The organism is Idiomarina tyrosinivorans (genome assembly GCF_003987475.1).
GTDB lineage: Bacteria > Pseudomonadota > Gammaproteobacteria > Enterobacterales > Alteromonadaceae > Idiomarina > Idiomarina tyrosinivorans.
The window spans coordinates 389155-403592 of record NZ_PIQH01000001.1 but is presented as its reverse complement, the minus strand read 5'-3'; the positions used below and the strand labels follow the sequence as shown (position 1 = coordinate 403592).

Annotated in this window: 21 protein-coding genes; 12 read left to right on the top strand and 9 right to left on the bottom strand. The window is 46.8% G+C overall.

The window, feature by feature from the left end:
* The first annotated feature begins 189 nt into the window (after positions 1 to 189).
* On the top strand, positions 190 to 357 hold the full coding sequence (locus CWI84_RS11855; RefSeq protein ID WP_420843701.1) for an SEC-C metal-binding domain-containing protein: 168 nt from the start codon (positions 190 to 192) through the stop codon (positions 355 to 357).
* 344 nt (positions 358 to 701) lie between these two features.
* Here the strand turns inward: CWI84_RS11855 and CWI84_RS01960 are convergent, their stop codons facing one another.
* Positions 702 to 1193 (bottom strand): hypothetical protein, encoded by a 492-nt coding sequence (locus CWI84_RS01960; RefSeq protein WP_126840887.1) that lies wholly within the window; start codon positions 1191 to 1193, stop codon positions 702 to 704.
* Positions 1194 to 1352: 159 nt separating this feature from the next.
* On the opposite strand from CWI84_RS01960, the gene CWI84_RS01955 reads away from it, so the two are divergent.
* Together CWI84_RS01955 and CWI84_RS01950 are read left to right on the top strand one after the other, a co-directional pair.
* Positions 1353 to 1538, top strand: a complete 186-nt coding sequence (locus CWI84_RS01955; protein ID WP_126840886.1) for a hypothetical protein — start codon at positions 1353 to 1355, stop codon at positions 1536 to 1538.
* A complete protein-coding gene (locus tag CWI84_RS01950; protein WP_241968702.1) occupies positions 1522 to 2082 on the top strand; it encodes a DUF924 family protein in 561 nt (186 codons plus the stop codon). Before CWI84_RS01955 ends, CWI84_RS01950 begins: the two co-directional genes overlap by 17 nt.
* Positions 2083 to 2088: 6 nt before the next feature.
* On the opposite strand, the gene CWI84_RS01945 is transcribed toward CWI84_RS01950, so the two are convergent.
* The gene (locus CWI84_RS01945; protein ID WP_157980981.1) at positions 2089 to 2754 is read right to left on the bottom strand and encodes a DUF6624 domain-containing protein; all 666 of its coding nucleotides are present in this window, start codon (positions 2752 to 2754) and stop codon (positions 2089 to 2091) included.
* Between the two features lie 285 nt (positions 2755 to 3039).
* Between CWI84_RS01945 and CWI84_RS01940 the strand changes: the two genes are divergently transcribed.
* Both CWI84_RS01940 and CWI84_RS01935 read left to right on the top strand, forming a co-directional pair.
* Positions 3040 to 3465, top strand: coding sequence for a hypothetical protein (locus CWI84_RS01940; protein ID WP_126840884.1), 426 nt, complete (start codon positions 3040 to 3042; stop codon positions 3463 to 3465).
* A 213-nt stretch (positions 3466 to 3678) separates the two neighbouring features.
* The gene (locus tag CWI84_RS01935) at positions 3679 to 3888 is read left to right on the top strand and encodes a cold-shock protein (protein WP_126840883.1); all 210 of its coding nucleotides are present in this window, start codon (positions 3679 to 3681) and stop codon (positions 3886 to 3888) included.
* Between the two features lie 77 nt (positions 3889 to 3965).
* On the opposite strand, the gene CWI84_RS01930 is transcribed toward CWI84_RS01935, so the two are convergent.
* On the bottom strand, positions 3966 to 4559 hold the full coding sequence (locus CWI84_RS01930) for a DUF938 domain-containing protein (RefSeq protein WP_126840882.1): 594 nt from the start codon (positions 4557 to 4559) through the stop codon (positions 3966 to 3968).
* Between the two features lie 55 nt (positions 4560 to 4614).
* On the bottom strand, positions 4615 to 4818 hold the full coding sequence (locus tag CWI84_RS01925; protein ID WP_126840881.1) for a putative periplasmic lipoprotein: 204 nt from the start codon (positions 4816 to 4818) through the stop codon (positions 4615 to 4617).
* A 148-nt stretch (positions 4819 to 4966) separates the two neighbouring features.
* Here CWI84_RS01925 and CWI84_RS01920 point away from each other — a divergent pair, with 148 nt between their 5' ends.
* A complete protein-coding gene (locus CWI84_RS01920) occupies positions 4967 to 5662 on the top strand; it encodes an MgtC/SapB family protein (RefSeq protein ID WP_126840880.1) in 696 nt (231 codons plus the stop codon).
* 19 nt (positions 5663 to 5681) lie between these two features.
* Here CWI84_RS01920 and CWI84_RS01915 read toward each other — a convergent pair whose 3' ends face one another.
* Together CWI84_RS01915 and CWI84_RS01910 are read right to left on the bottom strand one after the other, a co-directional pair.
* The gene (locus CWI84_RS01915) at positions 5682 to 6323 is read right to left on the bottom strand and encodes an SdpI family protein (protein WP_198674467.1); all 642 of its coding nucleotides are present in this window, start codon (positions 6321 to 6323) and stop codon (positions 5682 to 5684) included.
* A gap of 9 nt (positions 6324 to 6332) precedes the next feature.
* Positions 6333 to 6608: an autorepressor SdpR family transcription factor gene (locus CWI84_RS01910; RefSeq protein ID WP_126840878.1), complete on the bottom strand. Its 276-nt coding sequence runs from the start codon at positions 6606 to 6608 to the stop codon at positions 6333 to 6335.
* A gap of 162 nt (positions 6609 to 6770) precedes the next feature.
* On the opposite strand from CWI84_RS01910, the gene CWI84_RS01905 reads away from it, so the two are divergent.
* Positions 6771 to 7397 carry a YiaD family glycine zipper/OmpA-like lipoprotein gene (locus tag CWI84_RS01905; RefSeq protein WP_126840877.1) on the top strand — a complete coding sequence of 209 codons (627 nt, stop codon included), beginning with the start codon at positions 6771 to 6773 and terminating at the stop codon, positions 7395 to 7397.
* Between the two features lie 27 nt (positions 7398 to 7424).
* On the top strand, positions 7425 to 7775 hold the full coding sequence (locus tag CWI84_RS01900) for a VOC family protein (protein WP_126840876.1): 351 nt from the start codon (positions 7425 to 7427) through the stop codon (positions 7773 to 7775).
* Positions 7776 to 7786: 11 nt separating this feature from the next.
* On the opposite strand, the gene CWI84_RS01895 is transcribed toward CWI84_RS01900, so the two are convergent.
* Positions 7787 to 8677 carry a sensor domain-containing protein gene (locus CWI84_RS01895; protein ID WP_126840875.1) on the bottom strand — a complete coding sequence of 297 codons (891 nt, stop codon included), beginning with the start codon at positions 8675 to 8677 and terminating at the stop codon, positions 7787 to 7789.
* A gap of 167 nt (positions 8678 to 8844) precedes the next feature.
* Positions 8845 to 9249, bottom strand: coding sequence for a BON domain-containing protein (locus CWI84_RS01890; protein ID WP_126840874.1), 405 nt, complete (start codon positions 9247 to 9249; stop codon positions 8845 to 8847).
* A 231-nt stretch (positions 9250 to 9480) separates the two neighbouring features.
* Here CWI84_RS01890 and CWI84_RS01885 point away from each other — a divergent pair, with 231 nt between their 5' ends.
* Complete coding sequence (locus tag CWI84_RS01885; RefSeq protein ID WP_241968701.1) at positions 9481 to 10326, top strand: mechanosensitive ion channel domain-containing protein; 846 nt, start codon at positions 9481 to 9483, stop codon at positions 10324 to 10326.
* Here CWI84_RS01885 and CWI84_RS01880 read toward each other — a convergent pair.
* Positions 10323 to 11186: a DMT family transporter gene (locus tag CWI84_RS01880; RefSeq protein WP_126840873.1), complete on the bottom strand. Its 864-nt coding sequence runs from the start codon at positions 11184 to 11186 to the stop codon at positions 10323 to 10325. The genes CWI84_RS01885 and CWI84_RS01880 overlap by 4 nt on opposite strands.
* Before the next feature lie 115 nt (positions 11187 to 11301).
* Between CWI84_RS01880 and CWI84_RS01875 the strand changes: the two genes are divergently transcribed.
* Genes CWI84_RS01875 through CWI84_RS01865 form a run of 3 tightly spaced genes read left to right on the top strand, consistent with a single transcriptional unit; the run spans position 11302 to position 14425 of the window.
* Positions 11302 to 11733, top strand: a complete 432-nt coding sequence (locus tag CWI84_RS01875; RefSeq protein WP_126840872.1) for a MarR family winged helix-turn-helix transcriptional regulator — start codon at positions 11302 to 11304, stop codon at positions 11731 to 11733.
* 14 nt (positions 11734 to 11747) lie between these two features.
* On the top strand, positions 11748 to 12914 hold the full coding sequence (locus CWI84_RS01870) for an HlyD family secretion protein (RefSeq protein WP_126840871.1): 1167 nt from the start codon (positions 11748 to 11750) through the stop codon (positions 12912 to 12914).
* Positions 12911 to 14425 carry a DHA2 family efflux MFS transporter permease subunit gene (locus tag CWI84_RS01865; protein ID WP_126840870.1) on the top strand — a complete coding sequence of 505 codons (1515 nt, stop codon included), beginning with the start codon at positions 12911 to 12913 and terminating at the stop codon, positions 14423 to 14425. Before CWI84_RS01870 ends, CWI84_RS01865 begins: the two co-directional genes overlap by 4 nt.
* The last annotated feature ends 13 nt before the right edge of the window (positions 14426 to 14438 follow it).

The following is a 14438-nucleotide window of genomic DNA, read 5'->3' as shown; positions in this document are numbered from 1 at the left end:
CTCAGTGGCTTTGGCTTTATAACAACGAACGGCCTAACACGGCCATCGGAGGCATTCCGCCCAAACAATTAACGCAAGCGGTTCATTAATTCTACGAATAGCTGCTGCTTAAAATGGGGGGATTACAGCAGCAACGGTGAAACAAAAAGCTTCGTCGAATCACAAATAGTAGCAGAGCTGCTGCTGCATATGCGGAGCTTAACTCAAGTTATGATCGGTGAGGCAGTTTCTGCTGAAGAACTAATTTCCATGTTAGATGAAATTGATTTGACTCCATCTGAAAATTTACCGAGAAACGCCCCTTGTCACTGTGGTAGCGGTAGAAGGTTTAAAGAGTGCCACGGAAAGATCGTTTAACAATAGTATGTTTTCGGACTGGTTATCCGCCGCGCTCCTTTCGGTGGTTTATTGGAGCGTCAACATTCTCTGTTGGCACAAAGCAGATTCTCATGGTTTATCGTTTTAGTACTATGTTGCAGTTCAGTTTTCATTGATGTCTACCGAGATGCATTCCTTTCTTCTTGGTGGCTTTTTAAAATAACTATCAAACAATAGTTTGCGTAACAATTTAAACTCCCCCCAGCTCCACCACATTCCACAAAAAAGCCGCTCACTCGAGCGGCTTTTTTATGTCTGTTGGTAGCCTGTTGCTACTGCAACAGGTCTTAGCCTTAGCGATAACCTGCCGCAACAGCGGCAGGCTACTCGTCTTCCAGGCTATCGAGGAACTCGTTGGCGCGTTTGAGGATGAAGAAATCGTGGGTTTGGCCTTTGTGGGTGAAGCGCACGGCGTCATCGGGTTGCAACGGTTCTGCAGCTACTCCTAATTGCTCCGCTTTGCGAAGAATGCGTTCGCGAGTCAGTTCGGCCGGGCTTAGGCGCTGCGGCGTATCATCGGTAACCAAGGGTTCGACGACTGAGCCACAATAACGGCAGATCTTGGCTTTTTTCTTAATCCGTTCCGCACAGTAAGGGCATTCCCGAGTGTCGTTTACGTCGGTTTGTTGATTGGCATCGTGCGCTTCGACATTCTGTTGATCCTTGCGGTTATCCAGCAACATCACCGCAACGAGCCCAAATATGCCGAAAATGGCGCCGATTAAGAACCAAACACCTGGATTATGCCCCTTAGATGATGCCACGCTAGAGGCTATTAAGCCGCAAATAATCCAGATAATTAGTAGAAACATCATAACGCAGTCCTTTGTTATTGTTTTATAGGGTCTTTTATAGCCATATTAGCGTAAAAAGTTGGCGGTTGAGTAATTTCTATCGGTTGTTGGTGTAAGGCTTTCGCTCCAACCTAAATTGGCTTAGTATCGATAGTTAAAACCACATAACAGGGTCATACAATGGACACAGATCAACCACAGAAAAACACTAAACCTAAGCGCAATATCGGCGCAGCAATCGCGCTCGGTGTGGGTGTTGGGTTAGCGGTAGGTTCGGCCTCTGGCAACCCCGGAGCGGGGCTTGTCATCGGTATTGCTTTAGCCGTTGCGGTGGCGTCAAGAAGCAAACGTGACTGCTGCAAATAAGCTTGTGCAAGCGCAAGCGGTTATCGACTTTTGGTTTACTGAGTTAACACCAAAGCAATGGTTCAGTAAAAGTGAGGATCTCGATAACAGCATCAGCGAGCGCTTCGGCAACACACTGTCAGCAGCAGCTAACGGAGAGTGTTGGCAGTGGCGAATAACGCCACTGGGACGGTTGGCGGAAATTATTGTGCTCGACCAGTTTTCGCGGAATATTTATCGTGATACCGCGGCGGCGTTCCGTCAAGACCCGATGGCTTTAGTACTGGCGCAAGAGGCTGTAGCAGCGGCGGCTGATACGGCGTTAGCTAATGACCAAAAAGCCTTTCTGTATATGCCATATATGCACAGTGAATCGGCACTGATACATCAACAAGCAGTTAATTTATTCGACCAGCCAGGGTTGGAATATAACTATAAATTCGAACTCAAGCACAAAGCCATTATTGACGAGTTTGGACGCTATCCGCACCGCAACGCCATTTTAGGGCGCAGTTCAACGCCAGAGGAGCTAGCGTTCCTTAAACAGCCAGGCTCGAGTTTTTAACAGCCGCTAGTGGCAACGAAAGCGTTTTCTATAGTTAGCGAGTGGCTCTAAATGCATTTCCGCGCGACGTTGGTCAACATTAGCGGGTTCTTCGACTGGAAAAGGCTCCCAGCGTCCGGAACTGGTGCAGCGTCCTTGCGAACCAAACACTTGCTTTTTACCTGAATTAACGAGCACTCGATCTTTCATCAACGCGTAGTATTGTGGCTGAAATTCTCCGTTTTCACGCTGCTTGTCTAACATCTCCAGCATCTTACGTTGCCAGGCCTGGTCGTCGTCGGCGTGCTGTGCAATCAGCCAAGCGGCTAAAGACGCATCCTCGCCATATTTCGAGATCGTAAACCATGGAATTTGGGTGAGTTGCTGCTTTAGCCATTCGACATTTTCACTACTAATCTGCCGTTTGACTTTCCAAAACATGGTCCAGCCAATATCGGATAACTGTTCAGAACTATTCGGTGGCGCTTGATAATGGTATTGATCGGCATAGACCCTAAGAAACAAGGCCTGGGCTTCTGGCGTATCAGCTTTATTGAAATCGCTAATCCAGCGGTTGTCGACAAGTGTTTGCGGCAACGTCCCGGCAATTAACTGTCGTAACATATTCGCTTGCTGGTTGATGGATGCCGTTATTTTTTCGTATTGGCGCTGGTAAGACATTTCCGTATTCATCGCGCAGGCAAGCTCGAGCTTGCCAACGACATATAGTTCGTCACCGGTAAATTTATTACTGTACGTTTGATACGGGGCTAACAAATCACAGTGTCGTCTGAGGCTCGTGTAATCGGCGGTCGATAGCGCCAAAACTTTTTGGGTACTGTCAGCTGTTGCGGCTGCGGGCCAGTTTATTAGAAAAAGAATAAACGTTAATAATAATATTTTTGGCATGATAATTTGTTAACAAATAGTGGCTTTCGTGCAATGATAGTAGAAGACATAATGAATTTATAGGTATTTATGGGCTACTTTGGCTTTTTCCTTCGCCTAACTTGGAGTTATTTCGCACTGATTTCCGCTTGGTTAATGGCGATTACTCTTATTAGTAAATCTTTCGGCGATTGGAATTTTCCGCTTTATTGCTTTATCCCCACAGCTATGTGGTCCTTTCACAGTTATGCGAAGAAAAATCGACGATTAATTGTTGGCAAAGAAAAGCGAATTTTGGTTGGGTTGGGGACATTAAGCTTTGCAATTATCTTGTCACTTTTGCTTGGTTTGTACGCGATAAGTTCGGATGAATCGATTCTAAAGGCGTTCATTATTGTCCCGATTTATGGTGTGATAATTTCGGTTGTTCTGGTCTTTTTAAGCTATCTCGTCAACAAAAAATTACGAAAAACACAACCGCACTGGCTACCAACCCCAGAAAGCAACGAGCATTAACATTAATGGCTAAATAACGATTGACTTAACGCCAAAAGCGCGTAGTCTTGGCGGCGTTGGATAAGAATCAGAAAGTTAAACCTCCTCTACGTTGCATTACTTGTAGTCAATCTTCGTCCTGTAGTTTTACCTCTTAATCTTTACCCGCACTATGCCGTGCGTAACTCATTCGTTATGGCGGGAATTAAACTTTAAAAATTTCAGGATATTATTATGTCTAATACAGTAAATGGCGTTGTTAAATGGTTTAACGAAGCAAAAGGTTTTGGCTTTATCGAGCAGCAAGGTGGTGCAGACGTATTTGCTCACTTCAGTGCTATTGCTTCAACAGGCTTTAAAACGCTAGCTGAAGGTCAAAAAGTGACCTTTACCATTACGCAGGGTCCTAAAGGTCCACAGGCGGAAAATATCATCGCTGCATAATCTATATGCGATGCTATAAGTACCAAATAAGCTAAAAAAGGAGCGCTCGGCGCTCCTTTTTTGTTGTTCTTTTTTGCCTATCGCCGTTGCATCACTAGTAGCATATTATTGGCGGGCATTAGATGCATCCCTGCCAAGCTAAAACCCACGTCATTCCCTAATTGCTCCAACCACTGCTTATCACGTAATCCCATTTGTGGATCACGGGCTTTTAAGTGTTGGTCAAAAGCTTGATTACTGGCGCTAGTAAACACGCCGTTATCGTTGAACGGCCCGTAAATACATAACGTTTTTACGCTCGCTAGGCCATGATTCAGATGCTGAAAAAGCTTCTCTACGCCGGCTTTTGGCATGATATGACAGGTATTGGCAGTGAATAGCGCATCAAACTGGCCTACGGGCGGCGCGGCAAACACATCAAAGACCTGCGCTGGTAATAGGTTGTCAGGTCCTTGTTGCTGCAGGCGAAGATTGAGATCCGGTAAGTAATGGGCTTGATCTGTTGGTTGCCAATGACAATGAGGTAACTGCTTGGCAAAGTAGACCGCATGCTGGCCGGTGCCACTACCGATTTCTACTACGTTCTGGCTGTCACCAAAAGCGCGTTTTAACACGGCTAAAATTGTATCTTTGTTGTTTTCGCAGGCTTGCGAGAAGGGAAGTTCGGGCATGGTAAGCACCATCGTCAGGCAAAATAAAACGGTAGCAAATAAGCGCCGTTGTTGGCTAGCTATTCACTACCGTTTCGTGGTGGCTATAACTTCTTCCACTGACATATTGGCGATAAATTTTCTCTTTCGGCTTCTCGGCTTTCACCCCAATCAGTTTTTTGTAGACGTCGGTTTCAAGCATCGGGCTAGGAGGGTTAACCGTTGCACAACCGGTTAGCAATGCGGCAATTAACATGAACGGCAGATAGCGTTTTTTCATGGGATGGTTTCTAGGTATCTGTAATTAACGTTTATTATTTTTAATAAAATGTTAAAAAGATAATAACCGTAAACTCGGGGATTACAAGTTTGCGGACTATACTGATAAAGACTCGCAAAAAAAGCGTGCCATAAAAGGATGTCGTGTCATGGCTGACCAAGCATATATCGCTATTACTTTGCACCTCGTTGCTGCGCTGATCGCTGGTGGTTTAATCGGCATGGAGCGCGGCTATAAAGGACGCCCCGCAGGTTTTCGAACCCATGCGTTGGTGTGTTTGGCATCAAGTTGCTTAATGACCCTGACCATGGATATGAGTCAGTGGTTGCCCTATGCTGGCGCAGAGGTGGTTCGCACCGATCCAACCCGAATGGCACAAGGCATCATGACGGGGATCGGTTTTTTAGGTGCTGGGGTGATTTTTAACGAGGGTTTATCGGTTAGAGGATTAACCACTGCCGCATCAATTTGGGTGACTGCCGCGATTGGCATATTAGTTGGGGTAGGGTTGTATTGGGTCGCCGCCGCGACGACGGTGTTAACGATAGGCACCTTATCGGTATTTCGCTGGGTTGAGGCGCGCCTGCCAGCACGTTTACACGCATACTTTACTCTGCGTTTTAATCGCGAACAGTTAATGACTGAAGAAGCGCTGTTAGCGTTTATGCGGGACAACCACTGCCTGGTCAATCGAATCGGTTATCGGATGTCAGATAACGGCGAATTTTTCGACTATCGAATGATGATTCAAACTCTGTCGCCGGGTGCATTTTCGCACCTTGCGAAAGCTGCTCAGAAGCTAGATTCGATACAAAGTTTTAAATTGCACCCAACAGGTGATTAGACCCGTTGGGTGTGGGTTATTAGTTAAACCCTTGTAAGCGCTTATAGAGCCAAAATGAATAGGCGACTGGCACTAAGCTGGTCGCAATAATAATAGCTACCAGCCAAGCGATAGGTGCAGAAACTAGCGCGGCAATTAATATGGCGATGCCGCCAGCCACAAAACTCCAACCGCCGATTCTATGCGTTCTATTCCAAACTTCCTCATTGGCAAGTGTCCACGGCGTGCGGATACCAATAAAGAAATTCATTCGCAGTTTCCCCATGTAATTGCCGAGCAATAGAAACAATCCGGCAACCCCCAGCAACACAACACGCTCCATAGAGATGTTATAGCCTAACGCAATCAGGATTTGGGTAAGATAAATCACCAATAAAAAGGCAATGGTAACGTTTTGAATAATTCCCACCACATGGGTAAAGGCATCAACTCGGTAGCCCTTAGGAGAGAATCGTACAATGAGTTCGAAAATGATTAGGGTTAATAGCGCGCATAGCGGCAGCAAAAAAGCGCCGAGAGGTTTTGCCATTCGTCCGTCAATTTGGCCGTCGATATTCCAATGAGTCGGCATTTGTTGGGGCAGTTGTTGGTACACAATAATACCCAGTAATAATGCCAAGGCGACTAAGGCTAAGCCAAAAATACGATGTTTATTAGGCATGATCATTCCTCAAAGTTTTTCGTTATTACCGAAAAGGTCGTACATCATAGCCGCGACATCTTCGAATACAGTGGTATTGACTGAATAAATGCGCCGTTGTCCGTCGCGTTTTACCCGAACTAAATCTGCTTGTTGCAAAATGCTTAAGTGATGCGATACCGAAGCACTGGTCACATCGACTGTCTCGGCAAGCTCACCTGCTGACAATGACCCTTTGCGCAAGCGTTGGAGTAGCTGGCGACGGGTAGGGTCTGCTAACGCTTTAAAAACCGATTGTTGCTGCATATAGCGGTTCCTTTAATTAGATATTTAGATGATTGTCTAAATATCTAAATTTGTCAACCTCGTATTTAGACTTATGTAAAGAAAGGTAAATCATTGGAATCAATACCCAGCTTCTAGACTCTAATTCAGCAACAATCGCTATCAGTCATCAAGGAGAGCAAAATGAAGTATTTATTAGTCGTCGGTGTCGCAGGCAGCTTAATCTTGAGTGGTTGTGCCAATATGAATAACACCCAGAAAGGTGCCGCCATCGGTGCTGCTTCCGGAGCTGTTTTGGCAAAATCAACCGGAGATCATGACAACAGCCGCTATGTCTGGGGCGCAATTGTCGGAGCCTTAGCGGGCAGCGCGATTGGTAATTACATGGACAAGCAAGAGCAAGAATTTCGCGATGAGCTCTCAAACAGTGGCGTAAAAGTTGTGCGTGAGGGCGACACTCTTCGCTTACAAATGCCAGGGAATATCACCTTTGCCAGCGGCAGTGCCTATGTTGCCCAAGATTTTATGCCGGTCTTACAGGATGTGGCGCGGGTGCTTAACCGTTATGAAAAAACCACGTTGCTAGTTGAAGGGCATACCGATAACACTGGTAAAGCGGCGTATAATCAGCAATTATCAGAAAACCGCGCGCAAGCGGTAATGAACTTTTTAGCTGGGCAGGGTGTGGACAGCCGCCGTTTGCGTGCAGTGGGTTACGGCGAGAGTATGCCTATTGCCTCAAACGAAACGGCATCTGGTCGGCAACAGAACCGTCGGGTTGAGCTAAAAATCATTCCAATCGAGAATTAACGCCAAGCGTGCAAGAGGAGCGTGGTAGTGGATAACAACGGCAAAATAAACTACGTCGAGTGGCCAGCACGTGAGTTAGAGAAAACCAAAGCGTTTTTTGAGCAAGCATTTGATTGGCTATTTGTTGATTACGGCCCGGACTATGCAGCTATTCAAGGGGCTGGACTAGACGGAGGTTTCTTCCGTTCCGAACAGCAAGCCAATAGCGCTTCCGGTAGCGCGTTGATTGTGATCTACAGTAAGGCGCTAGAGCAGGCATTAGAGAATGTAGAAAACGCTGGCGGCGTTATTGTTAAACCGATATTTTCTTTCCCCGGTGGGCGCCGTTTCCACTTTACCTGCCCTTCGGGTAATGAATATGCGGTTTGGTCTGAATAATCACTTGCCAGTTAGCATTGGGTGGCGGAACCAATGACCAGTTGACCACCACCTTTGCGTTTCGCTTGATACATTGCTTGGTCTGCCAAATGCAACATTTGATCAATGGTTAACTGGTGGTCACTAATGAGCAATCCCCCGATACTTGCCGCCATCGGCTCCATGGCCATTGCATTTAGCGCATTTTGTAACTTTTTGGCAACCTCTTCGAGTTGTTCAATAGCGGTTATTCCATCAAGCAGTACGACAAACTCATCGCCCCCTAAACGTGCCACGGTATCGGTGGCCCGCACCGCTTGCTCCATTGCCTTTGCCACAGCTTGTAACAGCAAGTCGCCCTGCGCGTGGCCGCGTTCATCATTGATAATCTTGAAGTTATCGAGGTCGAGGTATAATACCCCCATGCTATTACCATCGCGGCTGACGCGCGCTTGAGTTGTGGCAATACGATCATAGAGTAGGGCACGGTTGGGGAGTCGCGTGAGCGGATCGTGAAGTGCCATATTTTCGAGTTTGGCAATCAGTTCTTCGCGCTCTGCAAAGTAACGTTTTTGCAGCGTAATATCTCGAGCAACGCCGATACGCATTTGGTCACGTTCCGACCAGCGCGCCGACCAATGCAGGTTCACGGTATGGCCGTCTTTATGCCGATAGCGATTTTCGAATTCGATGATGTCACCACCGGCGTTAACGATTGCTGCCGTTTGCTGAGTATTTTCTCGGTCATCTGGGTGCACGAACTCAAACATGTTGTGGCCGATCATTTCTGCTGGCGTATAACCAAATACTCGCTCAGCCCCAGGGCTGATGTAAGTAATTTTATGCGCCGGATCAACAACACAGATAACATCGAGAAGTAGATCTAGGTATTCACCTAAATATTCAAAGGCAACTTGATTCATCGGCTAGGGTTCAACTCAATCCTGAAAGTTTTAGCGTATAGAAATTTGCTATAACAAACAATAGAACCAATTTACCTGCGATGGCAACATAACGCTGGCGCTATAGGCATAAAAAAAGCCCCGCATGGAGCGGGGCATAGCGTCGTTAATTGAGTGGTAAATAGGGCTTATTCGCCTTCAACTTGGATATCCGTCTCAACGTCTTTAACGCCCTCGACATTGCTTGCCAAGTTTTCTGCCGTATCGATGTCTGCTTCTTGTTTAACGGTACCCGTTAACATCACAGTACCATTAACAGTCTCAACATTGATGTTGGAGTCACTCAAATTGTCATCTTCGATGAGGGCTGCTTTTACCCGAGTGGTCAATACCGCGTCATCTACATACTCGCCAGCTTGTTGCATTTTTTCTTGCGTTGCATCAGCGATATCACTTGCCGTTTCTTTTGCTGACTCCATAGCTTGCTCGGTCTTGTCTTGTGCGGTATCGCGCGAAGCCTCGCTACAACCACCTAAGATCAGCAATGACAATGCCATTGCTGTTGATGAAATCATCCATTTATGTTGTTTCATAACTAACCTCCTGTATCGCTATGTGCGATAAATGTGGGATGCAAAATATCATTCCGTTAACGTTTATCACTATAGTAGAAAATGGCAAAAAAATTAGCGTATTTACAAGATATTTTCACTTCTCAAACAACAACTTAAAAAGCACTGGATTAAATCATCTGGTTGCTTTTACTATAACCCATGCTACCTTGCCATTACGGCGCTTTTTAGACCAAAAGATCAACTATTCCTATGAATATTCAAGAAATGCTAAATCAAATAGTCGATGAATTAAAAGCATCAGACTCGTTTCTGCATTTGCTCGGCAGCACGCTGGTGCTGTTTATTGCTATTTTAATCGTTCGCAGTTTGTTGCGGCGCTATATTCGCAATAGCATTCAATCTGCCGATTTGCGCCGGCGTTGGTTAATTCAGTTACGTAATGCGTTAGTGCTAGTGCTGTTATTTGGGCTGGTGATGATTTGGGGCAATGAGTTGCGAACCTTTGCGCTGTCGCTTGTTGCCATTGCCGTAGCGTTAGTGATTGCGACCAAAGAACTGATTATTTGTATTAGTGGATCCTTGATAAAAAGTGGCGCAAGAAGCTTCAATTTGGGCGACCGTATTCAAGTCAAAGACTTTCGTGGCGATGTTATTGATCAGAACCTGTTAACCACTACGTTATTGGAAGTCGGACCGGGCAAAACCATCAATCAACGCAGTGGGCGCATGGTGGTGGTACCAAACTCAATATTTGTCTCTGAGCCTGTGGTGAATGAAAGTTACAGTCGTAATTTTGTATTGCACGCATTTACCGTACCGTTTAAACGCGAAGAAAATTGGAAGCTCGCGCAGCAAGCGCTGCTCAGCGCTGCACAAAAACAATGCGAGGACTACCTGCCTCTCGTTCGTAAGCATTTCGACAAGCTAAGTTACCGCACCGGACTAGAATCGCCATCAGTGGAGCCTAGGGTGAGTATTCAAGTCCCTGTCGCTGGCGAAATTCATTTGGTGGTTCGAGTGCCGACGCACGAAGACCAACGTAATATTATTGAGCAAGCCATACTCAACGATACCTTCAGTAATAATATTTTTTAGGTAGCTTTGCCGCGGCGTTTGGCCGCGCGCAGGGTCCAGTAAATACCTCCTAACACCAACACCGCGGCTATCACCAGCGTGAGGGTGAGTGGTTCGGCGAGCATAACGACCCCCGCCGCGGCGGCGATGACTGGTACCGCAAGCTGTATTACTGCGGCACTGGACACTGTAAGCGCAGGTAATACCGCATACCAAATAGCGTAGCCAATCGCGGAGGTAATGGCGCCTGAAATAATGGCTAATACAATGCCTAGGCTAGATGCTGATAGCTGCGGTAACGCTAACAGAAGCAGGAGAAGCCAAAGAGGGGTGGTGCGCAAAAAATTACCACAACTGTCGAGCAGTGGTGTATTACTGCCTTTCCCGCGAACGGTATAGATTCCCCAACTACTCCCGGCGATGGCCATCATGAGGCAGGCTAACAAAGACTCAGGCTGTTTCAGTTTCGGCCACAACAAAATACTAAGCCCGATAAACGCAATCAACACGCCAACACACTCCAGCAATGACTGACGGCGTCCTTGCAAGCGAGCGATAAAGAGCATTGAAAGTTGCACTGCAGCAAACAAAATGAGTGCACCAACACCAGTGTTTAACACTAGGTAGGCGTATGAAAAACACGCGGCGTAGCAAAATAATGCTAACGCTGAGCGCCAACTGCCTAATCCTATCAAACGCTGTAATGTTATGCGGCTGTGTAGGCTCACCAGCGCCATGAGCATGGCTGCACCGCTGCCCAAACGAATGGCGGTAAAAGAAAAGGCATCAATATTCTGCCCCTCAAGCGCCCAGCGGCAGAGCACTGAATTTCCCGCAAAAGCAAGTAATGCAAGTGCAGTGTAAATGAAGGTTTTGAACATCGTAGAAACTTGGGTGTGAGTTTGGAAAAAATAATAACACTAAAAAATGACGCTTGAACAAAATAATAAGCTAGCTTATAATGTGCTTACTTTCTACATCAGTGTATGAGCAGGTATGAACGAGTTTTCTCCCGACCGAGAATTGATGTTTATGCTCAGCGATGTTGCACGACTTATCAAAAGAGACTTTGACCAGCGCGCGCAAACCTTAGGGTTAACGCGAGCGCAGTGGTCTATTCTCTCGCGTTTAAACCGTTGCCAAGGAGTTAAACAGTCGGAACTCGCTGAGTTACTTGAAATTAAGCCAATTACCTTGGCGCGCCACATCGACCGCTTGCAACAAGGCGGCTGGGTGGAGCGTCGTGCGGATCCGTGTGATCGGCGAGCATGGCGGTTGCATTTAACCGACCAAGTGGAACCGGTATTGGAAAAACTTAGAGCGCTCGGTGAACAAACCCGAAACATTGCGTTAGCGGGCGTTGATGACGGTAGCCGTCAAACCATTCTGCAAGCATTGAAAACCATTAAGCAAAACTTAGCTGATTAGGTAAAGGTCAACAGATGATGAACTCTCAGTTAGCGGCGAATATGCGCCGTGTTAATCGCATGTCAGGTAAGGTGTCGATGCGTTTATTGCTATTGGTCTTGGTACCCGTAGTTGTGCTTTTGGTGTCTGGATTTTTCTATGTCACCAGTGGCCGCTTTGTCGACACTGAGAACGCCTATATTCACAACGATAAAGTGGCAATCATTCCGGATATTTCCGGCAATGTAGCAAAAATTGTAGTGGCGGAAAACGAGCCTGTTAAACAAGGGCAGCTATTGCTACTGATTGAGCAGGAACCGTTTCAGATTGCGGTGGATAAGGCCAAATCGGCGTTACACCAAGTGGAAACAGATATTGCGACGCTGAAAGCCAGTTATCAAGAACAGCAACAGCAGTTAAGCATTGCCAAAGAGGATGTTGCCTACGCACAACGTGAATACAAGCGGCAATTGAAGTTGGCGAAAACGCAAGCGGTATCGGAATCTATTTTAGACAAATATCAGCACAACCTGACTGTCGCGAAAGAAAAGGTGGATTCCGTTAAATCTGGATTAGCACGTATCAAAGCAAGCCTGGCTGGTGATCCCGATATCGCCGTGGCTGAACATCCACTTTATCAAAAAGCGCAAGCGGCTTTAGCTCAAGCGCAACGCAATTTACGCGAGACCGAAGTGGTTGCACCGTTTGACGGCATCGCCAGTAAAACGCCCAGCCAAGGTCAGTATATTGATCCGCGTAATCCGGCAATGATGTTGGTAAAGCAGCAGAACGCGTGGGTCGATGCTAACCTAAAAGAAACACAACTTACCCATGTGCGCGAGGGGCAGACTGTTGAATTACACGTTGATGCTTACCCGGAGCATGTGTTTAGAGGTTACGTGAAAAGCATTGCGGCGGCGACTGGTTCTGAATACTCGGTGTTACCCGCGCAAAACGCGACGGGGAACTGGGTGAAAGTGGTACAGCGGGTACCGGTGCGCATTGCTATTGAAAATAATGACGAGCAGCTTACGCTGCGAGCAGGGATGAGTGTTGAAGTGTCAATCGATACTGGTTGGCATCAACGTGGCCCAGATTTCCTCGCGCCCCTTGTCGATTTGCTGCAAGCCTCTGTAGATGATGAGCCTGTGCACATGCACAAACTGGCTAACCCACAACAACGGGCGTTAATGCATCCATGAGTGCGGTACAGGATTCGTCGAAACGGGGCCTAATTACCATATCCATAATGCTTGCAACCATTATGCAAGCGGTGGATACCACGATTGCGAATGTTGCCTTGCCAAACATGCAAGGCAGCATGTCTGCCACCTCTGAACAGATTGCCTGGGTATTAACCTCTTATATTGTTGCCGCAGCGGTAATGACGCCCATGACCGGCTATTTATCAGCAATCATTGGCCGCAAACGACTGTTCGTTATCTCCGTGATCGGTTTTACCCTATCTTCTGTGCTCTGCGGGGTTGCTGTCAGCCTTGAACAGTTGGTGTTCTTCCGCTTACTGCAAGGGGTCTTTGGCGCAGGCTTAGTGCCGTTATCGCAAGCCGTGTTGCTGGATACCTACCCAAAAGAAAAACATGGCTCAGCGATGGCTATTTGGGGCGTAGGCGTGATGGTAGGGCCAATTTTGGGGCCGACCATGGGTGGCTACCTTACCGAATATTACAACTGGCGCTGGGTGTTTTTGATTAATGTTCCGGTCGGGTTGTTAGCGCTGGGCGGCATCCTAGCGTTTGTGGAAGAGACCAAGCTGGAGAAGCGGCGTTTTGATTTGTTTGGGTTTTCCCTCATTGGCTTAGCCATTGGCGCATTGCAGTTAATGCTTGATCGCGGGCAGGGCGAAGACTGGTTTGCCTCGGGGGAGATAATTCTCGAGTGTATTGTTGCGGTGCTGTTTATATACCTTTTCGTTGTGCATATGATGACCGCGAAACAGCCGTTCATTGAGCCGGAGCTGTTTAAAGATCGAAATCTCGTTATAGGCTTGGTATTTATTTTTATTGTTGGCGTTATATTGCTGGCAACATTGGCGCTATTACCCCCGTTCTTGCAAAACCTGATGGGCTTTCCGGTGATTACGACAGGGGAAATTTTGGCGCCTCGCGGTATTGGCAGTATGTGTTCAATGTTGATTGTGGGGCGTTTGATTAACCGTGTGGATGTACGTTATTTGGTCGGTTTCGGGTTATTATTAACGGCCGTATCGTTGTTCGAGATGGGGCAGTTTAATCTTTATATTTCACCGTCTGATGTTGTGCGCACCGGTATTATTCAGGGGTTAGGCTTAGGTTTTGTATTTGTCCCGTTGAGTACCGTCACATTTTCGACCCTTGAGCCTCGGTTGCGAACGGAAGCAACAGCGATGTTCAGTTTGATGCGGAATATTGGTAGCAGTATCGGTATTTCTATTATGGTAACACTGGCATCCCGCTTTGCGCAGACCAACCATGCAGTCCTCGGTGAGTCGTTAACGCTATTTCGTATTCCGGTTAAACAGCAGATTACCGACGTGGCTCTTACCGAAGGGCCTGCTGTGGCAATTGCGCAATTGAACGCTGAGTTATCCAGACAAGCCGCGGCGATTGGCTACCTAAATGATTTTCAAATCATGGCTTGGATGGCATTGTTGTCTATTCCATTATTGATCTTTTTCCGTGTGGAAAAAAACGTAGAAAATGCACAAACTGCGTAGAACGTTTATTTTA